Raw genomic sequence first — 22,542 nt, forward strand, 5'->3', positions numbered from 1 at the left:
AGGCCACTGACGCGCATGTGGGTCTTGCCACCTGCGAGGCATTTTTTTCAAGAACTGCCGGTCACGGCTCCGCGCAAACAAAACTGCTGGCGAGATTCACATTGCCCTTGCCGACATAGCGAGGAAACAGCGGATAGCGGCACAGCGGACGTGAGCGTCCATTGGTCGCCGCAGCGATATCCGTTGCCGTCAACGTCTCGGGCGATGCCCCGCGCGTCACCCAATTATCGAGCGCGCCTAGCAGATCGACCGATGGAATGAACGCGCCGCTGCCGTGCTGGAATCCCGGCACCATGTACAAGCGCATGAAACTATTGACCTGGTCGACACCGAACCGGTCGACCAGCGTGTCGTAATACGCGATCGTCTGGTTCGGGCTGATGACTTCGTCGGCGAGTCCTTGCAGCGTGATGAGCTTGCCGCCGCGCGCAATGTAGCGCGTGAGGTCGGGGTTCATCGCGCCGATCGTCTGCGACAGCGCGACCAGTTGCGCGCGATATTTGCCGGGATGTTGCGGGTCGAACCTGAGCGAGTCGAAGCTGGCGTCCCGCGTGACGAAGTAACGGATGTAGCCGTCGCCTTGCGCGAACAGGTAGCCGTTGGCGAAGAACGTCGGCACCGGCAGGCGCTCCGGCTGATGCGCGAGGCCGAGCAGGCCGGTCAGACGCGTGCCCTGAAAAATGTTGTAGCCGCCATAGCCGTTGACGTCCCACGCCAGACGGTAAGGCAAGGCAAGCCCGTCGCGCATCACGAGCAAAGTGGAGAGCTGCGTGTTCGTGAGGCATTCATCGTGCGACGGCGTGCGTCCGCTGCAGCGCAACGAGTCGATGATCTCCGTTTCGTGGTCGTGGCACGCGGCGACGTCGCTGACGATACCGTCCGCCGCGCCGTCGAGCCGGTCGCACGTGGCGAGGGTTCGTTGATAGACGTGTTCGAGCAGCAACGGCGGAATGAAGCCGCCGGGCGTGGTGTATTCCGCCTGGCCGAGTTTCACGCCGAGCAGGCGCACGCCGGAAAAATTGAGCGCGGGCGAATTGGCGATCACGCCGTCGTAGTCGTCGGGAAAGCGCTGCATCACGGTGTACCCTTCGCGGCCGCCGGTCGAGCCGCCGGCGAAATACATCCGTTGCGGCGGCCGTCCATACGCGCGCGCAATCAGGGCAAGCGCGGCATCGTGCGTTTTCTTCAGGTGCGCAAAGCCGAAGTTCGTGACCGCCTCGTCGACGAGGCCGAACACCGCGACCGATGAATCGCCGACGTGCCCCGAGTCGTCGCCGAAGGTCGCATAGCCTTGCGCGAGCGGCGCGCGGTTCGGCGAAAACGGCATCACGCCGGTGCCGCTCACCACCACGCCGTTGTAACCGCCCCCGCCGATCTGCAGCGCGCGGCCGTTCCAGCGACGCGGCAAGTTCAGATCGAAACGGATATCGGGTGTGGTGGCGTTGAACCCTTTAATGCGGCCGGTGATGCGGCAATATTCACCGCCTTGCTGATTGCCGGGCGCGGTGGCGCTCACCATCGCCGCGCTTTCGATCTGTACGCCGGCGGTCGGCAGCGCAATGAGTTCGGGCTGCAGGACGGCGCCCGCTAATTCCGCACAGCGCATGGCGAGCGGCGCTTCCTTGAGAGCGGCGAGCGCCGGGTGAGCGGCGAGCCACAACATCGCGCCGACAACGTGGATGACCGCGCGCGAGTCTCGCGCGACACGCGCACGACGCCGGCGCGACCTCATCCGTAACCCGCGCCATTGGCAGCCGCCGCCGACTGCTGCCCTCTCCAGCCGCGCCAGCCGCGCGCGATCATCAGCACGGCGCCGATGGCGACGAGATCGCCGCCGAGTCCGATCAGCACGCCGCGAAAGCCATGAAACATATGCGGCGTCGCCGTATCGACGATCAGCGAAACCAGTGTGCCCGCAACGAAACACACGAGCCCCGTGCGGCCGACCGTGACCACGGCAGGCAGCCGCCGCGCGAGCCACGCGATACTGCCCATGCGCACGAACTGCGCGGCGAGCCAGGCAATGACGATGAAGTTGATCACGCGGTCAGGAGACAGATTCTGTTTAAACGTGCCGGGCAACGGTTGCGTCAGCACAAAAAGTTTGACGATAGCGAACGCCAGCACCGCGACCACCGAGATCCGCGTGAACCAGCGCGCGGTGCGGGTTGCGTGAAAGCGCTCGCTGATGGGCTGCACCCGGCAGAGAATCCCGAGCACGAACATCAGTTGCCATGCAAACGGATTAAAAGCCCAGTCGGCCACGTCGTCAATGCTGAATAATGCGGCCAACGGCCGGGCCAACGCCCAGATCAGCAAGCTCAAGCCGAGCGCCATGAGCGACGACCGCCGCGCCAGCGGCACCGCGAACGGCACGCACAGCGCGAAGATCACGTACATGGGCAACACGCTCGACAGATAAGGCTGGCGCCGCAGCAGCATGATATCGAAGGCTTCACGCAGCGGCTGAACCGCGAAAGGCGGCCAGCCGGTGAGATCGACCATGGGACGGTTCAGATTGAGCGACGCGAGGATCGCGCCGGACAGCAGCGTCAATACCGCCGTCAACAGATAAGCGCGGTAGATTTCCCAGCAGCGCCTGACAAAGCGCATCTTCGCCGCGTTCTCGCCGCGGCCCGCGAGCACCGCCGTGTACGCCGCCGCCGACGCATATCCGCCCAGAAACACGAACACTTCCGCCGAATCGCACAATGCATACGCGTGCAACATCAGATGCGACAGCGTGCTGCCGGGAATGTGATCCAGCACGATGACAATCAGCACGACGCCGCGGAAGAAGTCCACTTCGATCGAGCGCCCACCAAGGGGACTTCCTCCGGGGCGGCCGCGACGGGTTTCCATTCAGGTTCTCGCAGGATAGGCGCGCGTCTGCCGCGCGTCGTTTTTCGTAGGAACACCATGACAATAAAACGTTCCCAGCGAGGCTGCGCGGTCCATCGGCGCCCGCTGACAACCTGCCTCTAATTTCGAATTACGTCGCGGCGATTTGAAATTCCGTTGTCGGCATGCGGTAATACTGAGTCGTCACACATTCGGTTCGCGGCAAGATTTGCGGCTTTAATTCGCCGGGCGCGAATGCAATCGGTAATCAGCGCAAAAAATAAATCGCAGAGAGCGATGCGCGATTTTTTTTGCTTTTTTTCATCGTAGGATGGTTTCATGCACGCCCGTCGGACCTCGCGCGTTTCGCGCGATGCCACCTTTCGACGGCGTCCACTCATGTGGACCGGACACGCGGCCGGCCGATCCGCGATCGGCCGGCACGCCGAGCGTCATTGCGACGCCTTTCCAACCGCCACGGCCGACCTGAGCGTCACCGATGCGCGCCGGTCCTTCCATTACCGCCCCGAACGGCTGCGCTGCGCGCGCCACCTTCGCACTGGAAGACGACCACATGAACAACAGAATTGCCGGCTTCGACGGATTGCGCGCGATCGCAGTCCTGATGGTATTTTTTCAGCATCGCCTGTTCGGCGACATCGGCGAGATCGGCCATCTCGGCGTATGGATCTTCTTCGCGCTGAGCGGTTTTCTGATCATCGGCATTCTGTCCGCGCAACGCACGCGCATTGAAAGCGGCGCCAGTCGATTCGGCGCTGAATTGAAGCGCTTTCTGTTTCGCCGAACCCTGCGCATCTTTCCGATTTACTACCTGATGCTGGTGGTGATGTGCGTACTGATGGCGTTCGGCATGGCAAGTCCCGAACTGGCGAGCGGCATGCCGTTTCATTTTGCCTATTTGTCGAACATCTGGATCGGCTCTGTGCTGCACTACTGGCCGGGGCGCTACTCGCATTTGTGGAGCCTCGCGATCGAGGAACAGTTTTATCTCGTGTTCGCGCCACTCCTCTTGCTGCTTGCCGCGCGCGGGCATCGCGCGGTGTGTCTCGCGATCGTCGCGGTCGGGCTCGCGTCGCTGCTGGCCATGCGCGCGGCGCATTGGCCGGACATCACCATCTACACGCACCCGCTGACGAACTTCTGGCTGCTCGCGTTGGGCGGCATGGGCGGCTTGATGATTGCGGGCAAAGCGGGCCGCTTGCGGGCGCGGCTAGGACACGGCGTGACGCTCTTCGTGCTGAGTCTCGGGCTCGTGGGCTTTTGCGCGACTGAGCCGATCTGGAGCCAGGTGGACAATCCATTGCTGTTCACCGTGGTGAGCGCCTCGTATGGCGTGTGCATCGCTGCGCTGGTGTGTTCGATTGCCTGCTGCCGCAACGCCGTCGTGATCGGCCTGCTCGAAACGAAATGGCTGGTGAGCTTCGGGCGAATCAGCTATGGCTTCTATCTCTATCACAACCTGATCCCCGACCTGACCCGCAACCATCACGCGGCGGCGCTCTTCGGCGGCACGGTGCCCGTGTGGGCGCACGTTGCGGGCATCGCCGGGTCGTTTGTGATTTCGCTCGTGATGGCGATGCTATCCTGGCGGCTGATCGAAGAGCCGATCCTTCGTTTGAAGACACGGCGTGCGCAGGCAACGGCCGCGACGTCCGCTTCGGCGTACACGCCGGCTGCGTTGCGCTCGCGTCGTGAGCGAGCGGAGCATTCGTCGAGGAATGAGAGCGCCGCGTCGGACGCGGTCTAACCCACGCGCGACTTACGTTTCACTGGCAAGCGGCGCAAGTGAGGGCACGGTATCATGCGGCCTCACTTAGCCGGCTGCTTCCGATCTTGCGTGACACGCGGGCACCGAACTGGCCGAACGATAACAACAAGCCACCGCCCGCGCGCTGTCCGGTCGATCCGATCCGCGCGGCCGGCTCGCGGATTCCGACACGCGCTTTCCAATCATGTCTCATCTCACTTTCGCCGGCGGCGTTCTGGGCGCAGGCCTGCAGGCGCTAAACCTCTACGCGTTGCTCGGCATCGTTGCCGCACTTCTGCTGGGCGGAATGGTCAAGGGCGTGGTCAGCATCGGCGTACCGCTCGTGGCGATGCCGATCCTGAGCCATTTCCTGCCGATCAAGGAAGCGGTTCTTCTGCTGTCGATGCCGATCATCCTCGGCAATATCCCGCAGGCACTCGAAGGCGGTGAACTGCTGCCGACCGTCCGGCGCATCGCCGCGCCGCTGATCGGCACGGTGATCGGCAATATCGTCGGCGTGACCGTATTGATTTCGCTCGCGCCGCATCGCGCGCAAGCGGCTGCCGGCCTCTTGCTGATGGTCGCGGCGTTGCTGTTGCTGGCGTCGCCACGGCTGACGCTGTCGCCGACGTGGGCCAAGCCGGCCGGGTTCGTACTAGGATTCGGCGCGGCCCTCATGGAGAGCATTGCTTCAGTGCCAGGGCCCTTGCTCGCGATGTATCTGATCGCCACCGGCGCGACGGGCAAAGCGTTCACGAAGCAGATCGCCATCATTCTGGTGGTGTCGATCATCACGCTCGTCGCGACATTCAGCGGCGGCGCGCATGCCAGTTGGACGGATCTCGCCATCTCGGCCTGCGCGAGCGTGCCGGTGATCGCGGGAATGCTGCTGGTGCGGCCCTTGCGAGACCGCTTGCCGCCCGCCGCGTTCCGGGTTCTCGTGCTGGTATTCGTGGCGGCCGCCGCAGCGCAGATGATCTGGAAATCCGGCGTTTTATAGGGTTTGCGCCGTTAGCGCTTACGCAAAACGGGCCGTGGTACGCGCATTGCTGCACAACGGTGTATCCCTAATCAACCGGAGAGCCCGTCGTGGCAACCATGGCCAATTCCCCGAATGAGCAAGAGCACGAGCCCGAGCGCCAGCCCGAAGAAGACCCGGGCGGCCCGCCTACCAGGGTGTCCAAGCCGATCGGCGACGCAATTCCCACGCCGGTCGAACCGGGTCTCGATCAACCGCTGCCAAAAAAAGGCGAAACACCGCCGCCCGCTGACGACGCCAACGCTGATGGCGAGGCGCTGGGCGACACCGAAACGCCTCCCGGAGTTCCTGAGCCCGGTCCGTCCGATTTCGCGTAACTAGCTAGCGCCGGGCAATAAAAAAGCGGCGCCATTTACTGGCGCCGCCCGTCGTTTGCCGTCGAGGCAGTCAGTCGATCATCGGTTCACGCCGCTTCCGGCTCGTGAACGATCTTCAGCGTGCTCTTGTGTTCCCTGATCAACCGGTACACGGTTTCTCCGGGCACGGTCTCCTGCTCGAGCAATTCGTCCGCGATTGCGCGCAGCACCGGCTCGTACGCGTGCAGCAAGCCGTAGCACAGTTCATTCAGCTCCTTGAGCAGCACATTCGCATGCTCGATGGCGCTCTTCATTTGCAAACCCGCGTACTGCGACGGCAGCGCCGCGAGGCTGAACAGATCGCCGTCGCTGTTGAAGCCGAATTTCGACACCATGTCGAGGCTGATGCGCGACGCTTCCTGCAAATCCGAAGCCGCACCGCTCGATGCTTCGGAGAACGTGAGAATTTCCGCGTTGCGGCCGCCGAGCAAAACCTGGATTTCGTTGCGAATCTCGGTCTCGCGATACAAATGCTTGTCCTGCGCTTTCGTGATGAGCGCAACACCCAACGCACCGCCGCGCGGCAGGATCGTGACCTCTTCCAGCACGCCCGTGCCCAGCAGCGCGGCGACGAGACCGTGCCCCGCTTCGTGCACGGCGATGCGCGTGCGTTCATCCTCGCTGAGCGCGCGCTCGGCGCCGCTCACGTCGCCGATGCGCGCAATCTTGATCGCTTCCATGAAATGCTTCGAGGTGATTTCGGTGTCGCCGGATTTGCGCGCGACGAGCCCCGCCTGATTCACCACCATCGCGACCGTTGCTGGCGACAGGCCCGTGGTCAGGCGCGCCAACTGATCGTAGTCGATGTCGGCCGCTTTCGACTTCAGCTTCTCCGCGTAGAAACGGAAAATCTTCGCGCGGTCTTCGCGATCGGGCAAACGGACCTGCACGGTGCGATCGAAGCGGCCCGGCCGGCGTAACGCCTCGTCCAGATTGTCGGGGTGATTGGTGGCCGCGACGATGATGACGCCTTCGTTCGAAGCGAAGCCATCCATTTCCGCCAGCAACTGATTGATGATGCGGTTGCTCTCCGCTTCGACCGGGCCGCTGCCCGTATCCGTGCGCTTGGCGAGCCCGTCGGCTTCGTCGATGAAGATCACCGTGGGCGCATTCTTGCGCGCTAGTTCGAACAGATGCTTGACCTTCTGAATGCCGACGCCGTAATACTTCGCGCTGAAATAGCTGCCCGTGATCGAGATGAAGTTCGCGCCGCACTCGCCGGCTAGCGCCTGGGCAAGCCGCGTCTTGCCGACGCCGGGGCCGCCCACCATCAGAATGCCGCACGGCGCGCGCACGCCCATCGACGTGAATTGCTTCGGGTCGGACAGATAGCCGCGAATGTCCGCGAGCGCCGCCTTTGCTTCGCCTGCGCCGATCACATCGTCGAAACGCAGGGCGGGCGCCCTGGCGAGCAGCGTGGCGCCGCCCCGCATTTCGCGGCGCATGAACCACACCATGCCGCCGATCAACAACAGCGGCAACAGCAGACTGATGGCGTCGCGCGTCTGGTCGAAGACCTGCACCCAGCGCGAGCCGCCGGTTTGAATATCCGCATCGGGAAGCCAGACGAGTTGATACGCCGCGGCCTCGTCGGCCTTCGGTTCGCCGAGCAGCAGCGCATGCGAGAACGTCGCGTTGTGGTCGGTGACGAAGTATTTCGTGCCGTCGCGCTTCGAAATCAGAATCGCGTTGGGGCTCACGCCGATCGCGGCAACCTTGGCGTCGTGAATATCGCGCAACATTTGCGAGGCGTCTTTCTCTTCATGCGTCCATGCCGAGGAATCGTGGCGCATCTGGCTCGCGACGCCGGTCAGCGCCGGCGCGACCTGCGCTGCGCGCTGCTGGTAATGCCACACGCCAAAGGCGAGCAACACTGCGATAAGCGCCGCCGTCACCGACATGGCGATCTTGCGTGAGCGTCTTTTACCAAGCGAGTTATTTCCCGGCTTCATGAGTCAGTTCCAAAAACGGGCCCAAAGCGAGCCCCGATACTTGTCAAAGTTCAGATGGGCAGAGGTTGGCGGAGGGGGATCGACTGATGCGACACCATGCATGACCGGAAGAAAGGACACCCAACCATACGTCCCTTTTAACAACGTGCACACGGCCAGTATGCCGTGCCGCCGCTCCTTCCAAATCGCAGAAAAGGCCTAGTTCTACCGTCTATCCGGCGCTTTCGAGCCGCCGGATTTTGGGGAGCGAGCGCTGCGTGCATTGCGGTAACAGACTGCTCCGGCGCACAGTTTATCAGCGCTAAATTCATTGCGTATTCTGCATATCTACTATTAACCGCTCCCTATTTAAAAGCGGTCAGAATTACTGAATATCACCTTGCCGCGCTCGCCTATCTTCTGACGAAAAATACCCGCTGCCGCCGCGCTCGTCTGCATCTACTCTAAAGAGACTGCCGTGGATGCAGGTTCGATGCGGCGAGCCGCACAATCCTGTGCATTACCGCCGCGCGACACGATGAGAGGACCGCCATGCACGACGACATCCCGCTGTTCGATACTGCGCTGACGCGTTTGCTCGGTTGCCGACACCCCGTGATTTCGGCCGGAATGGGCGGCCCGGCGCGCGCCGAGTTGGCGGTCGCCGTTTCCGAAGCCGGCGGATTCGGCCTGCTCGGCATGGTTGGGGAAGCGCCGGAAGTGATCGAGTGTGAGATCGCCGCGGTGCGCGCAACGACGAACCGGCCGTTCGGCGTCAATCTGATTCCTTTCCGGACGGAGCCCGCGCTGCTCGATGCGCAACTCGCCGTGTGCCGCGCGGCGCGGGTGCCGGCCATGTGCTTCTTCTGGGATGTCATGCCCGACGTTGTAAAACGGGCCAAAGATGCCGGCGCGCTCGTCCTCTGGCAGGTCGGCTCGCTCCAAGAGGCACTTGCCGCGCAACAGGCCGGCGTGGACGCGGTCATCGCGCAAGGCGTCGAAGCGGGCGGCCACGTGCGTGGACGCATCGGCATCATGGCGCTGCTGCCGGAAGTCGCGCAGCGTCTGCACGTGCCGGTGGTGGCCTCCGGCGGCTTCGCGACCGGCGCCGGGCTGATTGCCGCGCTAGCGCTCGGCGCAGCGGGCATTCAGTGCGGCACGCTATTCGTCGCGACGCATGAGTCTTTCGCGCACGACTATCACAAGCAGCGGATCGTCGATGCCCGAGCGGGCGACACCGTGCACACCGACCTTTTCGCGATCAACTGGCCACCCGGCTCGCCGGTGCGCGTGCTGTCGAACAGCGTGACGCGCGAGGCCGGCGACCGTCTGTTCGGCAATCATCCGCATGTGTTGCCGCGGGAAGAAATCGCCCACGATGATCAAGGGCCGATCTACAAGTTCAGCACGATTTCGCCGCTCCGCGATACGGTGGGCGATCTTGAGAAAATGGCGTTGTTCGCGGGGGAATCGTCGGCGCTGGTCGAGCGATGCGCGCCGGTGGCGGAAGTCATCGACCGGCTCATGAGCGAGGCGGTGGACGCAGCGGCACGGATTCGCGCCGCAGGTGTTCATTGACACTCAAGCACTGGGGATGTGCGACGCGCCTCTTCGGGCCCGTTCGCACCATCGCCATTTGCTCTCAGGTTCTGCTGCTTTTATTAGCGATGCCGGCATGCATCGATCTGGTTCTCCCCGACTGAAATCCGGTTCTCGCGTTCCTATGCTTCGACCGACTCAAGCGGCCGTGCGCGGCTTCAGCGCATTCCGCGCCATCTGCGCTTCACAAGCGAGTCTGTCGAGAAGTCTCGTCAGGCGGTGCCGCTGGCTGGCAATCAACTCGTAAGTTTCTTCCAGCGCCCGGATCCGTTTTTCCCAATACTCGTGGTCGAGCGGATACAGCCCGCCGGACGCGTCCCCACGCGTCAGGTACTCCACCACGTTCTCGAAATGTTGCAACTGGCTGTCTACCAGACTAGCCGGACGCCGAGCGCCGCGTTGCACGGTCGGTTGCATGTTCGTGCCGCTCATCTTTGATACCCCGTGAATTGCCTGTCGGCAAAGCGTGAACCTCGCGCCCTTGCATCGCGCGAATTGGCTCGGCGCTGTTTCAGCGCGCAGTTGCGATTCCGATAACGGGGCGGCGGTCGACTGCCTGCCGCGCCGTCAGCGAAAACGATCTGCATCTAATCACGCAACATTAATGCCGCTTTTTTGTTAGGCTTGACCGTACGTCTCAAAATTGGACGACGGCGCGTGAAATAGCCGCGTAGACACGCCGCGGCCCCGCCGGCACGCCTTTCTCGCTTGTAACAACCGATTCAATGAACCAGCGCACCCTGCCGCAACATCTGGCCGCGGCCGCCGCGGCCGATTCGCGCTCCGCCATTTCGACGAGCCGTTTCAGTACGCACGGACTGGCACCCGCCGAACAATTCCTCGCCTGGCGCCAGCGCGTGGGCCATGTGGTCGACGCGCCGCCGTCGAAAGCCCAGGTTGCCGGAGGATTTCGCGGTGAAATCGATTTGTACGCGGTCGGCGGCATGATTTTTACGGACTGCCGCACCGATTCGATGCTGCTGGAACGCTCGGTGGCCCGCGTATCCACCGACTCGCGGCGCGATTACGTGTTTCAGCTCTTCGTGGAAGGGGAAGTCGGCCACGTCACCGGCATGCACAAGAAACGCAGCGCGCCGGGTTCGGTGCCAGGCATCGTCGCATTCGATCTGAACCAGCCGTTCCGCGCCGAACGCCCCGAATGCCGCCTTCTGAGCCTGTTCGTACCGGCAGCGGTAGTGGACGAAGCGTTACGCGACGGCGCGGCGATTCACGGCCGCATCGTCCAGCAAGGCTCGCCGCTGACCGGCGTCGTGCTGGATCACATGACAGCGCTCGCCCGCGATATTGCGCGGCTCGATCCGGCCAGCGCCATCGATGCCTTGCAGGCAGGGACGCAGTTGCTGGTGGCCACGTTTCGCAAGGAGGCGCGCCTAAGCGGCGCGGGCCGCGCCGCGCTGCAGGCCGCGGTGATGGGCCGGGTACGCCGCTATATCGAAGCCAATCTGCACCAGGGCGACCTCACGCCAACCAGCGTGGTTCAGACGCTGCAACTGAAGCGCGCGACGATCTATCGCTGGTTCGAGCACGAAGGCGGTCTCGGCGCCTATATTCGCAACCGCCGGCTGCGCGAGGCGGCGGACGAACTAGTCCGTTATCCGCATGTGCAGGTGGCGGAAATCGCTTTTGGACTCGGCTTTCAGAGCGCGTCTGACTTCACCCGCGCGTTTCGCCGCGCCTTCGACATGAGCCCGCAAGACATGCGCGCCCGCGCCCTCGACCTGCAGCACTTGCGCAACGCGGCCTAGCGTTTCAGGCAGCCGGCTGCGACGCGCTTGCAGCGCGAGCGCCCGCCTCCGGTTCCGCCTCCGGGAACGCCTTTAGCGCGATCAGCGTGAGCGCGGTGGCGCCCATCAGATACCACGCCGGGATCATCGGATCGTCCGTCCGATTGATGAGCCACGTCACCAGAAACGGCGAAAATCCGCCGAACAGGACCACGCCCAAGCTGTAAATCACCGATAGTCCGGCCGCGCGCCGGTGCGCCGGAAACGCTTCCATCATCAGCACCGAAGCGGCGCCGGCGTTGTTCACCGCGAGCGCCACGTAAGCCGTGATGATGACGAGCGCCGCGAGATCGCCGGCGCCGTGAGTCAGCGCCCAGAAAGCGGGCCATGCCGCCGCCAGCGACGCCACGAGCGACGCGTATTGCAGCGTTTTGCGGCTCGCGAGCCGGTCGGCCGCGCGCGCGATCAGCGGCGTCACCACGAGAATCACCACGCCTGAGAGGCACGCCGTCAAAAGGCTGATCGCCGGCGGCCGGTGCAATGTACGCACCAGATAGGCCGGCATGTAGAACACGGTGACGTAGATGCTCACGGAAGGCGCCGCCATCATCAGAATGCCGCAGACGAGCGGGCGCGTGTGCTCCGCAAACAGCCGCCGCGGGCTGAGCCGCGTGCGCTCTTGCGGTGCGGCCGCCGGCATGCGGCGGCGCAGGTACCAGCCGACCGGGCCGATCAATCCGCCCAGCACGAACGGAATGCGCCAGCCCCAGTCGTGCATGGCGGCGGGCGACAGAAATGCCGTGGTGGCCGCCCCGACCAGTGCGGCGGCGAAAGCGGCCGCGCCCTGGCTGGCGCCGCGCCAGCTCACCATGAAACAGCGGTGCCGGTAGCCGGCCGACTCCATCAGCGACGCCGACGCCGGGCCGATCTCGCCGCCCGCCGCGAGCCCCTGCATCAGGCGCGCGAGCACCATCAGCACGGTCGCCGCCGGACCGATCGATGCGTAGCTCGGCAGACATGCGATCAGCCACGTGCCGAGCGTCATCAATGTGAGCGATACGGTGAGTCCGGCTTTGCGGCCGCGGCTGTCGGCAATGTGACCGATCATGATCGCGCCGAGCGGACGCATCACGAAGCCCGCGCCGAAGGTGGCAAGCGAGAGCAATAGCGACGACGCCGGATTGTGCGACGGAAAGAACAGATTGCCGATCACGACGGCGGAAAAGCTGTAGACGGTGAAGTCGTAAGCGACAAAACCATTGCCGATCACAATGGCGGCGACGATGCGCCTGAGTTCGGCGCGGGACAGCGGGGCCGCTTTGCCGGCAGCAGTGTGCATGAGTGGCCGTCGACGAATTCGTGGAGATTTTCAGGAAAGAAACGGAAGAAACGCGAGCGGGTTATTCAGCTCAACGGCCCGGCACGATGCAATTTGACGCGGCGCGGGCAAGTGGCAGGCCGCTCGACACTCAAGCGGCACGCGGCCGTCCTTTGCGCTTCGGCTCGACCGGCTGCACCACGGCCGCCACCGGCGCCACGCGCAGACTGCGCTTGAAATACGGCGAACTCATGGTGGCCGCGCCCATATCCGACGCGGCTTCGAGCAAGGCCGGCGCCAGCTCTTTCAGGCGCGCTTCCGGCAAACGGCTGGTCGGGCCCGCGAGACTGACGATCCCCACCACCAGCCCCGTCAACGGATGACGGATCGCCGCCGCCATCGAAGTCATGCCCGCCTCGTAGGTTTCGCTGGCGACGCCGTAGCCGCGCTTGCGCGCGCCCGCCAGGTCCTGCAGGAACTGCTGGATCGTCTTCGGCGCCTTCGGGCCGCGCGGGCCCGCCTTGCCGATGCCGCCCTGACGCGACACGAGTTCGAGCGCTTCCTCGTCGCTCATGGTGGCGAGCCACGCTTGGCCGCTCGCCGTGCAATGCAGCGGCGGCTGGCTGCCCATGTCCGGGTCGTAGCGCAAGCCGGATTTGGCGCCCTGCGCCTTGCCGACGAACGTGATGTGATCGTCCTCCACCACTCCCAACCGCGCCAGTTCGCCCGACGCGGCCGCCAGCCGGTCGAGCACCGGCTGCGAAATATCCAGCACGCCGCCGGTGGACAGCCACATCAGCGCGAGCGACACCAGTTTGAGCGCCAGCACGTATTCGCCGTGCTCGTCCTGCCGCACGTAGCCCTCCTCGCTCAATTCGGCCAGCAGGCGATGGGTGCCGCTGCGCGGAATATTCAGCGTGTCGGCGATCGCGGCCAACTGCATGCTGCCGCCCTGCTTCGCCAGCAATTCGATGATGGCCAGCGCCCGCTCCAGATTCCCCGCCATGTTGCACTCTCGATTCGATTTCGATACCGAATGAGAACACGATTCCATATCGGAACTCAAGAGCGCCCGCACGATGCGCCAATGAATCTCGCTGACCTCAGTGTCCGATGCCCGCGCTGACCTGCAGCACCGGCCCGCGATGGCGTGCGCCCTTGAGCAGCACCGCCGCCGCGCCGACCGCGGCCGGCAGCGCGAGCGACGTGAACACCTGGCCGAAGCCCCAGTTCGCGTGCAGCATGCCGGCGCCCAGCATCGCCCCCGCAATCCCGCCGAAGCGGCCGATGCCGAGCATCCAGCTCGTGCCGGTGGCGCGCATGCGGGTCGGATAGGAGCCCGCCGCCAACGCGCAGAATCCCGTGTTGGAGCCGTTCATGCAGTAGCCCATGCCGAACGCCAGCACGCTGATCGCGGTGATGCCGTGGCCGGGCAAGCCCATGTACCACGCCAGCACGCCGCCCATGAACACGGTTGCGCCCAGCGCCCGATGCGGATTGAAACGGTCCATCTGCCAGCCGATCGCCAGCGAGCCGATCGTGCCGCCCGCCTGAAACAGCGCGCCGACCACCGCCGCTTCGGCGAGCGTGAAGCCCGCGCCGCGAATCAGCGTCGGCAGCCAGCTGCCGAGCAGATACACGGTCAACAAGCCGGCGAAGTAGCAGACCCACAGCATCACCGTGCCGAATGCGTAGTCGCGCGACAGGATCAAACGGACCGGGCTGCGTTCGCACCGCGGCGTGTCATGCGCGACGAAGCGCGTGGACTGATCGGCGCTGCCGGGTTCGAGGCGGTTCATCACCGTCACGAGCCGCGCGCGGCGCGTTTCCTTGAGCGCCAGAAAGCGCGCGGATTCGGGCAGCCATTTGATCATCAGCGGCACGTAGAGAATCGGCAGGACGCCACCGAGAATCAGCACCGAATGCCAGCCGTGCGACGCGATCAGCCATGCGCTCACGAACCCGCCGCCGGCCGCGCCGAGCGTGAAGCCGCAAAACACCGTCGTCACCATCAGCGCGCGGCAGCGTTGCGGCGCGTATTCGGCCATCAGCGTGGCGGCGTTGGGCATGGATGCGCCGAGACCGAGGCCTGTGAGAAAGCGCAGCACCGTGAGTTCGCTGATGTTGCTCGCGAAGGCGGAGCCGAGACTCCAGACGCCGAAGAACAGCACCGCGCCCGTCATCACTGTCTTGCGGCCGAAGCGGTCCGCGAGCGGCCCCGCGCACAGCGCGCCAAACGCGAGACCGAGCAGGCCGCCGCTCATCACCGGACCGAGCGCGTCACGCGGAATCGCCCACGCGCTCGACAAAGCCGGCGCGATGAAACCGACCATCACGGTATCGAGTCCGTCGAGCGTGACGATGAACATGCACATCAACAACACGAGAATCTGAAAGCGCCCGACGGGTTGTTCGTCGAGCAACTGCTGCACGTCGATGACGCGCGAAGCGGACGCGGGTTTCCGCGGCGCCTTGAGTAAAGGTTCCATCAGGTGTCTCCGGACTGTTGTTATCGTTATCGCTATCGATTGAGGTTGCCGGTCTCATGCCGCGCGACATCTTTGGCGTGCGCTTCGGCGGACCGGCTCGAACGAAGATGAAACCGACTACGTCATCGCATAGGTCCGTTCGAGTACGGCGAGCGTCGCCTCGCGCAGCTTGCGGGCGCGCTCCACCGCGGGCGCGGTTTGAGCCCACCGTTGGGTCGGCACTTCGATACTGATCGGCAAATGATCCGGCAGCGCGCGCAGAATGCCGCCAAGGTCGAGGCCGCCCTCGCCCGGAATCAGACGCTCGCAACGCGCCTGGTAGAGCAGCGTGTCGAGGTCGGCAGGACGCTCGGCCGGTGCGTCGCAAAACTGCACATAGCCGAAGTATTCGCGTGGCAACGCGCGCAATGCGTCGGTCGATGAACCCGCGCGGTCGAAGTGAATCGGGTCGACGATCAGGCCGGTATTGCGCCGTGCCGCCGCCTTGACGATGCGCGCGCCCTGCGTGATGTCCTTCACTTCGGTCCATGGCATCGGTTCGAGCGAAGGCGATAGGCCGAGCGGCGCAGCCAGATCGCAGAGTTGCGCGAGATGCTCCGCGGTGCGCGCTTCGTCAGGATCGTTGCCCGCAACGAGTACGTAGCGCGCGCCAATTTCGGCGACGGTATCGAGCATCGGCTTGTATGCGGCCACATCGGTATCGGGCTTGAGCCGCAGAATCTCGACGTCGAGCACCTTGACGCCGGTGTCGCGCAAACACGCAAGCGTCTCGCGCTTCAACGGCGTCGTGCCGATGATGTCGTGGCGTACTTCGTGATCCGTGGCAGGCAACAGGCGCAGCCCGACGAAGCCGTAGCCTGCCTCGGCCGCGCACTCCACCATTTGCGACGGGCTCAGTTCGAGCACGGTCAACGCCGATAGCGAGAGCGCCCGTGAGTTGTGCTGGGTCATGTCATTTCCTGAGTTCGATTTCATCTCCGCGGGTCCGCGCTCAGCGCAACGGCGAGAACGGCGCCGGCACGCAGATCGTCGACTCCATCGTGGTCAGGTGCGCGGGGCCGCCCTTGGGCGGCCAGATGCCGTCCTTCACCGCTTCGGCGCGAATCCGCGAACGTTCGTCGACGCTCGCATACGGCCAGATGTTCAGAAAACGCGGCACGTTGCCGTCGAGCGAATACATCGCGCCGACCAGCGGCGAACGCTGCGTCCGCTCGGGCACCGCTTTCTCCCACGCGTCGATGGTGTGCTGCAGGCTCGCGAGCTTCGTGCCATAAACACGCATCTCGTAGATGCCGCCGTATACGGCCGGTTCGATCGGCGGCAGAAACGGAAAGAGCGAATAGCTGTCGATCTTCACGTCCGTGACGAATTCACCGCAGCCGAACGGGTTGCCTTCGAGCAGCATGCGTTTGCGCTCCGTGATCAACGCGGCTTCCGAATCGAAGCCGCGCAGCACCAGCACCTGGCCAAGCGCGCCGATATCGGAATGCCAGCAGCCGAGCAGCTTCGAGCCCGGTTGATCGCCGCTTGCCTGAATGCTTTCGAAGACCTGCGCGTTCGCGCCGATCTTCACCGTCAGTGTCACTACGTCGTAGAGCGTCATTACATGTGTCCTTGTGGCTGAATGATGGTGTTCGTGGTGTTCAAGGCGGCCGGGTTAGATGCGTCTTGCGCTACGTGCGCCGCGCGAGCTTCTCCGGCGATGGAAAGGCCCGCGAGATAACCGAAGGTCATCGCCGGGCCGAGCGTGATGCCGCCGCTCGGGTAGCAGCCGCCCATCATGCTGGCGCTGTCGTTGCCGACCGCGTAGAGGCCTGCGACGGCCTGGCCCGCGTGATCGAGCACGCGAGCAGTGGCATCGGTGGCGAGGCCCGCAAACGTGCCGAGGCTGCCGGGCAGCAGCTTGACCGCATAGAACGGCCCGTCTTCGAGCGGCGCGAGACACGGACTCGGCGCGTGCCGCGCGTCGCCCTGCACGCGGTTGTACGGCGTCGAGCCCTTGTGGAACTGCGGGTCGAAGCCATCCTTCGCGTAGCTGTTATAGGCCGCCACGGTGCTCTCCAATCCATATCGATCGATGCCGCATTGCGCGGCGAGTTCGGCAAGACTGTCGGCGCATTTCAGATAACCCGAGCGGCGATACGGCGCGGTGGGAAACGGAAACGGCTTCGAGAAGCCCAGCCCGTAGCGCCGCTGGAAACGATGATCGCAAACCAGCCACGCGCAGACCTCCTCACCGGCAGGGGTGGTACCGATCAGCGCGCTGACGAAATCGTGATACGACGAGGCTTCATTGACGAAGCGCTGGCCCGCGCGCGTCACCGCGATCACGCCCGGCTTCGCGCGCTCGATCAGATGCGGAAACGCGACGTCCGCGCGCCCCTCGCCTTGCGGCACGAGCGAGACCGGCGCCCAGGCTGCGGGCGTTTCGAGCGAAGCATCGAAGCGCGCACCGATCGATTCGCCGAGGCGAATGCCGTCGCCGGTATTGGTGAGCGGCGCGGCGGACCAGTGCTCGCGCCCCGACGGCGTATAGGAAAAAGTTTGCGCACGGCGCGCGAGGTCGTGGGGATAACCGCCGCAAGCCAGCACCACGCCACGCGCGGCGCGCACCTCATGCGGCACGCCGTCGATCTCGACACGTGCGCCCACCACGCTGCCCGCCTCGCGCAGCAACGCGACGGCCTCGGCGTTGGTGCGCAGATCGACGCCGAGATCGGCCGCGGATTTGAGCAGTCGCGCGACCAGCGCATTCCCGTTCACCAGATGCATGGATCGGCCGTAACGCAGCTTGTGGCCCGCGAACACCGCGAGCCTGCGCAGCACGTGCCATGCGGCGCGCACTGAACGCGTGGCGTTGAAGAAATGCGCGAGGTCCTGCCCTGAACCGATCGCCATGCCTTTGAGCGTCACCACGCCGAGCGGCTCGCGCAACCGCTCGATCAGCGGCCCGAGTTCGCGGCCGTCGAACGGCATTGCGCACACCGAGCGGCCGCCGCTCACGGCGCCGGGCGTGGTATGAAAATCGGGAATGCGGTTGCCGTCGACGAAACGCATGGACGTATTGCGTTCGAAGAACTCGATCATCTCGGGACCGTAGTCGAGCAACGCGTCGACCTTGTCCGCATCGAAGTGCGCGCCGAGTTCGTTGCGCAGATACGTGCGCGATGCTTCGGGTTCCTCGACAATGCCTGCGCGCGTTGCGAGCGGGTTGCCGGGAATCCACATCCAGCCGCCCGACCATGCGGTCGTACCGCCGAACACCGCGGCTTTTTCCGCCACCATCACGCGCAGCCCGCGCGTCGCGGCGGTGACCGCGGTGGAGAGGCCGCCCGCGCCGGAACCCAGCACCAGCACATCACATTCGAGTATCGGATCGCGCTTCATTACCAGTTCGTTTCGTCGGTTGGGAAGAGATCGTCTCCGATCTGTTTGTTGAATACTATTCCATTCTATAACTTCATTCAAACCAGGCTCACCCCTGGTTCATCGGAAGATTTTCTCTTTGGCCCGCTGTGGGCTTACGTCAGCGGGTTCCGACCACGCCGCCGACGAGGTCCGCGCGGCCGAAGCGGTTTGGGCGCACGCAGCCGCGTCGCGGCCGGCGAGATAGGCAAACGCGAGTCCAGGTCCCAACGTGATGCCGGGTCCGGGATACACGCCGCCCATCACCGATTGCATGTCGTTGCCGCATGCGTACAAGCCGCCGATAGGTTGATCGTCGCGACCCAGCACGCGGGCGTGCTGATCGCTGGCCAGTCCGGTAGCCGCGCCGATGTCGCCGGGATAGAGCCGCACCGCGTAGAACGGCGCGCGGCCGATCGGCCCGAGGCAAGGATTCGGTCCCGGCCAGTTTGCGTCGCCGTTAGCGCGCTGATAGTCGGTCGCGCCGCGCTGAAAATCCGCATCCACGCCGGTCTGCGCGTATTCGTCGATGCGCGCGACGCTATCGGTCAATCCACGTGGGTCGATGTCCAGCTTGCCCGCGAGTTCGTCGAGCGTATCGGCGCGTGTCAGATAGCCGTCGGCGAGAAATGGGGCGATGCCTTTGCCACCGGGACGCACCATGCCGAGACCGTATTTGCGCAAGCCTTCGGCATCCGTGACGAGATACGCAGGCACGCACGGCGACTGGCGATGCGCCTCCTGCATCGCGATACCGAACAGGTGATACGAAGTGTTTTCGTTGAGGAAGCGCTTGCCCGCCTGATTGACGACCACCATGCCGGGCTTGCCGCGATCCATCAGAAAGTGAGGGAACACCGCGGTCGTGCCATCCTTGCGCTTGCGTACGGAGACCGGCGCCCAGAACGCGTTGCTCAACGCGCCTTCGCCATAACGTGCGCCGATGGCGAGCGCGAGATCGTGCGCGCTGCCGGTGTGTCCCGGCGCGCCGGGACACCAGCTCGGATCGACGCCCGGCAGCATCGCGCTGCGCCGTTGCGGATGCCGGTTGAAGCCGCCGCTTGCGAGAATCACGCCACCCGTCACCGCGATTTGACGCCGCTGGCCGTTCTGGCTCAACGTGATTCCGTCGACACTGCCGTTTGCGCCGGTGCGCAGCGCTTCGAGTTTCGTGCTCACCAGCACGGTGACGTTGCGAGCCAGCAGCGAATAAAGCAGACGGCCGATCAGCGCATTGCCCATTACGAGACGCGTGCCGCGCGGCCAACTCATGCGGTCGCAAGCGTGGCGCGCGAGCAGCTTCACGGCGTGGCGCAGGGACTTGAGCGACTTCGTCATGCCGAGCAAATGACCGACGTCGTCGCGATCCACCATCATGCCGCCGAGCACCGTGAACTCGGGAATCGGCGGACGGATCAGCGCGAAGTGCTTGCCGAGCTTGCGGCCGTCGAAAGCGAGCGGCTCCAGCGCGCGGCCTCGTAAAGTCGAGCCTTCGAGTTCGGACAGATAGTCTGGATGAAACGGCCTCGCCCGATATTTCACATCCGAATTCGCCTCGATATGCGCGACGGCCTGCGGGCCGGCGGCCAGAAACGCGCGACGCAACGCCTCGCTGCTGCGCTCTCCCACCGCGCGGCGCAGAAAAGCCTCGGCGTTGGCGCTGCTGTCGTCCGGATTGACGGAAGGGCCGTGCATCGAGTCGGGAATCCACGTTGTGCCGGCCGAATAGGCTGTCGTGCCGCCCACGTATTCGGTGCTTTCCACCAGCAAAACGCGGGCGCCTTCGATGGCAGCGAACAGCGCCGCCGACATCCCTGCCCCGCCGGCGCCGATCACCACGACGTCGAACGTTTCGTTCTGCTGCAATCCGCTGAGTGTCTCCACCATGTCCTGCTCCTTTGCTCCTTGTCTAGGCCCCGACGCGTAGTTCGTCGCAGCTCGTCGACATCTGTAGAATTTGCTTTGCTTTCGGAATACTATTCCACAAATGCAAAAATGCAAAATACTTCTGCACTCACGGAGGAAAGACGATGCGCGTATTGGTGACGGGAGGAAGCGGGTTTCTGGGGGCGTGGATCATGCGACGCCTGCTCCGCAAAGGCATCAGCGTGCGGGCGTTCGATCTGCGCGCCGACACGCGCCTGCTGGAAGCGCTCGCGCCTGAGCAGGCCGCAACAGCGCAATGGGCGAGCGGCGACATGGCGAATCCAGCCGATGTGTCGCGCGCACTGAACGGCTGCGACGCGGTGATTCATCTCGCGGGCGTGCTCACGCCGGCTTGCGCGCTCGATCCGGTGCGCGGCGCGCAAATCAATCTGATCGGCACGCTCAATGTTTTCGAAGCCGCGCGCGCGGCCGGCTTGAAGAATGTGCTGTACGCGAGCAGCGCGGGCGTCTTCGGACCCGATGACGGCGCCGTGCCTTTTCCGCAGACCTTTTACGGCGCGTTCAAGCTCGCCTGCGAAGGCGCGGCGCGCGCGTACTGGCACGACCACGGCATTGCCAGCGTCGGCTTCCGGCCTCTCGTCGTGTATGGCGCAGGGCGCGAAACGGGTTCGAGTGCTGGACCGAGCCTCGCGTGCCGCGCAGCGGCGCGCGGCGAGCCGTACACGATTCCGTTCACCGGCTCGACAGGCCTCGTTTTCGCGGACGATGTCGCCGCCGCCTATGAAGCCGCTCTCGTACGAGCGCCGCGCGGCGCGCATGTGTTCACCTTGGCGGGCGACATCGTTTCGGTGGATCAGGTCATCGAACGTATCGGCGTGATCGTGCCGGGCGCATGTATCGATACAACCGGCGCGCCGTTACCGATCGCCACGTCGTTCCCCGTAGATCCAACTCTTGAGGAGTTGCTGCCCGATCTGCCGCACACGTCGCTTGACGAAGGACTGCGTCAGACCGTGGATTTCTATCGACAACCTGCTTCATTTCACATTCATACGAAATGATTTCATTCTTGAATGCTATTCCACAAAACGTTAGAGTTCGCAGGAACGGACCCACCGGTCAAGGATCCGTTCGCGCCGAACCCACTCAAGCAAAATCGCCCGGCATCGCGCAAGATGAAAACCGGGCAACACTCTGGAGACATACAACATGACGCAACCCGACGCCCCTTCTTTTTCCGCCTCGCTGGATGAAGGCCTCAGCGGCGCCACACGGGTGATTTTCATCGTCGGCGATCCGATCGCGCAGGTACGCTCGCCGTCCGGCGTGACCGCCGCTTTGCGCGCCGCCGGACGCGATGCGCTGGTGGTCCCCGCGCACGTCGCGCCCGCCGACCTGCCCGCGTTTTTTGCAGGCGTGACACCCATGCGCAATGTCGACGGCGTGATCATTACCGTGCCGCACAAGTTCAGCGCCACCGGGTATTGCGGCTCGCTCACCGAACAGGCGAGCTTTCTCGGCGCGGTGAACACGTTGCGCCGCACGGCGGACGGCAGTTGGCATGGCGGCATGTTCGACGGCACCGGCTTCGTCGCCGCGCTCATCGATACCGGTTGCGATCTGCGCGGCAAACGCGCGCTGCTGGTCGGCGCGGGCGGCGCGGGTTCCGCGATCGGACATGCGCTGGTTCAAGGCGGCGTGGCGTCGCTCGACGTGCGCGATAACGATGCCGAACGCACGGCGTCGCTGATCGGCCGGTTGAATGCGCTCGGACAAGGCGAGGTGCATAGTGTGGCCGCTTCCGTGGATGCGAATGCGTACGACGTGGTCGTCAACGCGTCGCCGCTCGGCATGCGAGCGGACGACCCGCCGCCTATCGACGTGTCGCGTCTGCCGGCCACGACGTTCGTCGGCGACGTGGTGACGAAGCCGCCGCTCACGCCGTTGATCGAAGCCGCCCGCGCGCGCGGATGCCCGACTGTGACGGGCACGCAAATGTTCGGCCGTGTGTGCGCCCGGATGGTCGAGTTTTTGCTGGATGCGGATCGGTGAATGAAGCTTCGGACGCGACAGCGGCTGCGGCTTGCGCTGCTACACTTGCGCAACGCCAACCTGTAGAAGACATCTGCCGCGCGACCCGATGCGGCGAGTCTTCTCCTGAATC

The 22,542-nt window shown here is 64.5% G+C and carries 19 protein-coding genes; 7 read left to right on the plus strand and 12 right to left on the minus strand.

Annotation, left to right across the window (positions count from 1 at the left end; translation table 11 throughout):
- Nucleotides 1–61: 61 nt before the first annotated feature.
- The 3 genes from P0D73_RS41495 to P0D73_RS41505 form a co-directional block, all read right to left on the minus strand.
- Nucleotides 62–1,732 carry a tannase/feruloyl esterase family alpha/beta hydrolase gene (locus P0D73_RS41495; RefSeq protein ID WP_408177892.1) on the minus strand — a complete coding sequence of 557 codons (1,671 nt, stop codon included), beginning with the start codon at nt 1,730–1,732 and terminating at the stop codon, nt 62–64.
- A complete protein-coding gene (locus P0D73_RS41500; RefSeq protein ID WP_408177891.1) occupies nt 1,729–2,862 on the minus strand; it encodes an OpgC domain-containing protein in 1,134 nt (377 codons plus the stop codon). The genes P0D73_RS41495 and P0D73_RS41500 overlap by 4 nt, the downstream gene beginning before the upstream one ends.
- A gap of 119 nt (nt 2,863–2,981) precedes the next feature.
- Nucleotides 2,982–3,182, minus strand: a complete 201-nt coding sequence (locus P0D73_RS41505; protein WP_408177890.1) for a hypothetical protein — start codon at nt 3,180–3,182, stop codon at nt 2,982–2,984.
- Between the two features lie 233 nt (nt 3,183–3,415).
- Between P0D73_RS41505 and P0D73_RS41510 the strand changes: the two genes are divergently transcribed.
- The 3 genes from P0D73_RS41510 to P0D73_RS41520 all read left to right on the plus strand — a co-directional run bounded on the left by P0D73_RS41510 (nt 3,416) and on the right by P0D73_RS41520 (nt 5,965).
- A complete protein-coding gene (locus tag P0D73_RS41510) occupies nt 3,416–4,609 on the plus strand; it encodes an acyltransferase family protein (protein ID WP_408177889.1) in 1,194 nt (397 codons plus the stop codon).
- Between the two features lie 205 nt (nt 4,610–4,814).
- Nucleotides 4,815–5,609, plus strand: a complete 795-nt coding sequence (locus tag P0D73_RS41515) for a TSUP family transporter (RefSeq protein WP_408177888.1) — start codon at nt 4,815–4,817, stop codon at nt 5,607–5,609.
- Between the two features lie 89 nt (nt 5,610–5,698).
- Nucleotides 5,699–5,965, plus strand: a complete 267-nt coding sequence (locus P0D73_RS41520) for a hypothetical protein (RefSeq protein ID WP_408177887.1) — start codon at nt 5,699–5,701, stop codon at nt 5,963–5,965.
- 86 nt (nt 5,966–6,051) lie between these two features.
- Here the strand turns inward: P0D73_RS41520 and P0D73_RS41525 are convergent, their stop codons facing one another.
- Entirely contained in the window at nt 6,052–7,956 is a 1,905-nt protein-coding gene (locus P0D73_RS41525) for an AAA family ATPase (protein WP_408177886.1), read from the minus strand.
- 531 nt (nt 7,957–8,487) lie between these two features.
- Here P0D73_RS41525 and P0D73_RS41530 point away from each other — a divergent pair.
- Nucleotides 8,488–9,513, plus strand: coding sequence for an NAD(P)H-dependent flavin oxidoreductase (locus P0D73_RS41530; protein WP_408177885.1), 1,026 nt, complete (start codon nt 8,488–8,490; stop codon nt 9,511–9,513).
- 159 nt (nt 9,514–9,672) lie between these two features.
- Here P0D73_RS41530 and P0D73_RS41535 read toward each other — a convergent pair whose 3' ends face one another.
- Nucleotides 9,673–9,966 (minus strand): hypothetical protein, encoded by a 294-nt coding sequence (locus P0D73_RS41535; RefSeq protein ID WP_408177884.1) that lies wholly within the window; start codon nt 9,964–9,966, stop codon nt 9,673–9,675.
- A gap of 293 nt (nt 9,967–10,259) precedes the next feature.
- Between P0D73_RS41535 and P0D73_RS41540 the strand changes: the two genes are divergently transcribed.
- On the plus strand, nt 10,260–11,300 hold the full coding sequence (locus P0D73_RS41540) for an AraC family transcriptional regulator (protein WP_408177883.1): 1,041 nt from the start codon (nt 10,260–10,262) through the stop codon (nt 11,298–11,300).
- A gap of 4 nt (nt 11,301–11,304) precedes the next feature.
- Here P0D73_RS41540 and P0D73_RS41545 read toward each other — a convergent pair whose 3' ends face one another.
- From P0D73_RS41545 to P0D73_RS41575, 7 genes are all read right to left on the minus strand, one after another.
- Nucleotides 11,305–12,618 carry an MFS transporter gene (locus P0D73_RS41545; RefSeq protein ID WP_408177882.1) on the minus strand — a complete coding sequence of 438 codons (1,314 nt, stop codon included), beginning with the start codon at nt 12,616–12,618 and terminating at the stop codon, nt 11,305–11,307.
- Nucleotides 12,619–12,748: 130 nt separating this feature from the next.
- A complete protein-coding gene (locus tag P0D73_RS41550) occupies nt 12,749–13,603 on the minus strand; it encodes an IclR family transcriptional regulator (protein WP_132381976.1) in 855 nt (284 codons plus the stop codon).
- Between the two features lie 97 nt (nt 13,604–13,700).
- Nucleotides 13,701–15,086 carry an MFS transporter gene (locus tag P0D73_RS41555; RefSeq protein ID WP_408177881.1) on the minus strand — a complete coding sequence of 462 codons (1,386 nt, stop codon included), beginning with the start codon at nt 15,084–15,086 and terminating at the stop codon, nt 13,701–13,703.
- Nucleotides 15,087–15,203: 117 nt separating this feature from the next.
- On the minus strand, nt 15,204–16,037 hold the full coding sequence (locus P0D73_RS41560; RefSeq protein WP_408177880.1) for a sugar phosphate isomerase/epimerase family protein: 834 nt from the start codon (nt 16,035–16,037) through the stop codon (nt 15,204–15,206).
- Between the two features lie 40 nt (nt 16,038–16,077).
- Nucleotides 16,078–16,689 carry an NIPSNAP family protein gene (locus P0D73_RS41565; RefSeq protein ID WP_132381971.1) on the minus strand — a complete coding sequence of 204 codons (612 nt, stop codon included), beginning with the start codon at nt 16,687–16,689 and terminating at the stop codon, nt 16,078–16,080.
- On the minus strand, nt 16,689–18,473 hold the full coding sequence (locus P0D73_RS41570; protein WP_408177879.1) for an FAD-dependent oxidoreductase: 1,785 nt from the start codon (nt 18,471–18,473) through the stop codon (nt 16,689–16,691). The genes P0D73_RS41565 and P0D73_RS41570 overlap by 1 nt, the downstream gene beginning before the upstream one ends.
- 99 nt (nt 18,474–18,572) lie before the next feature.
- Nucleotides 18,573–20,378 carry an FAD-dependent oxidoreductase gene (locus P0D73_RS41575; protein ID WP_408177878.1) on the minus strand — a complete coding sequence of 602 codons (1,806 nt, stop codon included), beginning with the start codon at nt 20,376–20,378 and terminating at the stop codon, nt 18,573–18,575.
- 143 nt (nt 20,379–20,521) lie between these two features.
- Between P0D73_RS41575 and P0D73_RS41580 the strand changes: the two genes are divergently transcribed.
- Both P0D73_RS41580 and P0D73_RS41585 read left to right on the plus strand, forming a co-directional pair.
- Nucleotides 20,522–21,439 (plus strand): NAD-dependent epimerase/dehydratase family protein, encoded by a 918-nt coding sequence (locus P0D73_RS41580; protein WP_132381964.1) that lies wholly within the window; start codon nt 20,522–20,524, stop codon nt 21,437–21,439.
- Between the two features lie 148 nt (nt 21,440–21,587).
- Entirely contained in the window at nt 21,588–22,430 is an 843-nt protein-coding gene (locus P0D73_RS41585) for a shikimate dehydrogenase family protein (RefSeq protein WP_408177877.1), read from the plus strand.
- Nucleotides 22,431–22,542: the final 112 nt, after the last annotated feature.

The sequence above is a fragment of the Paraburkholderia sp. RL18-101-BIB-B genome, from assembly GCF_046026985.1.
In the GTDB taxonomy this organism is placed as follows: Bacteria; Pseudomonadota; Gammaproteobacteria; order Burkholderiales; family Burkholderiaceae; genus Paraburkholderia.

What these genes read in the sequence shown, in the direction of transcription:
- P0D73_RS41495 (WP_408177892.1), bottom strand. Translation starts at nt 1,732, where the DNA reads ATGAGGTCGCGCCGGCGTCGTGCGCGTGTCGCGCGAGACTCGCGCGCG.
- P0D73_RS41500 (WP_408177891.1), bottom strand. Translation starts at nt 2,862, where the DNA reads ATGGAAACCCGTCGCGGCCGCCCCGGAGGAAGTCCCCTTGGTGGGCGC.
- P0D73_RS41505 (WP_408177890.1), bottom strand. Translation starts at nt 3,182, where the DNA reads ATGAAACCATCCTACGATGAAAAAAAGCAAAAAAAATCGCGCATCGCT.
- P0D73_RS41510 (WP_408177889.1), top strand. Translation starts at nt 3,416, where the DNA reads ATGAACAACAGAATTGCCGGCTTCGACGGATTGCGCGCGATCGCAGTC.
- P0D73_RS41515 (WP_408177888.1), top strand. Translation starts at nt 4,815, where the DNA reads ATGTCTCATCTCACTTTCGCCGGCGGCGTTCTGGGCGCAGGCCTGCAG.
- P0D73_RS41525 (WP_408177886.1), bottom strand. Translation starts at nt 7,956, where the DNA reads ATGAAGCCGGGAAATAACTCGCTTGGTAAAAGACGCTCACGCAAGATC.
- P0D73_RS41530 (WP_408177885.1), top strand. Translation starts at nt 8,488, where the DNA reads ATGCACGACGACATCCCGCTGTTCGATACTGCGCTGACGCGTTTGCTC.
- P0D73_RS41535 (WP_408177884.1), bottom strand. Translation starts at nt 9,966, where the DNA reads ATGAGCGGCACGAACATGCAACCGACCGTGCAACGCGGCGCTCGGCGT.
- P0D73_RS41540 (WP_408177883.1), top strand. Translation starts at nt 10,260, where the DNA reads ATGAACCAGCGCACCCTGCCGCAACATCTGGCCGCGGCCGCCGCGGCC.
- P0D73_RS41545 (WP_408177882.1), bottom strand. Translation starts at nt 12,618, where the DNA reads ATGCACACTGCTGCCGGCAAAGCGGCCCCGCTGTCCCGCGCCGAACTC.
- P0D73_RS41550 (WP_132381976.1), bottom strand. Translation starts at nt 13,603, where the DNA reads ATGGCGGGGAATCTGGAGCGGGCGCTGGCCATCATCGAATTGCTGGCG.
- P0D73_RS41555 (WP_408177881.1), bottom strand. Translation starts at nt 15,086, where the DNA reads ATGGAACCTTTACTCAAGGCGCCGCGGAAACCCGCGTCCGCTTCGCGC.
- P0D73_RS41560 (WP_408177880.1), bottom strand. Translation starts at nt 16,037, where the DNA reads ATGACCCAGCACAACTCACGGGCGCTCTCGCTATCGGCGTTGACCGTG.
- P0D73_RS41565 (WP_132381971.1), bottom strand. Translation starts at nt 16,689, where the DNA reads ATGACGCTCTACGACGTAGTGACACTGACGGTGAAGATCGGCGCGAAC.
- P0D73_RS41570 (WP_408177879.1), bottom strand. Translation starts at nt 18,473, where the DNA reads ATGAAGCGCGATCCGATACTCGAATGTGATGTGCTGGTGCTGGGTTCC.
- P0D73_RS41575 (WP_408177878.1), bottom strand. Translation starts at nt 20,378, where the DNA reads ATGGTGGAGACACTCAGCGGATTGCAGCAGAACGAAACGTTCGACGTC.
- P0D73_RS41580 (WP_132381964.1), top strand. Translation starts at nt 20,522, where the DNA reads ATGCGCGTATTGGTGACGGGAGGAAGCGGGTTTCTGGGGGCGTGGATC.
- P0D73_RS41585 (WP_408177877.1), top strand. Translation starts at nt 21,588, where the DNA reads ATGACGCAACCCGACGCCCCTTCTTTTTCCGCCTCGCTGGATGAAGGC.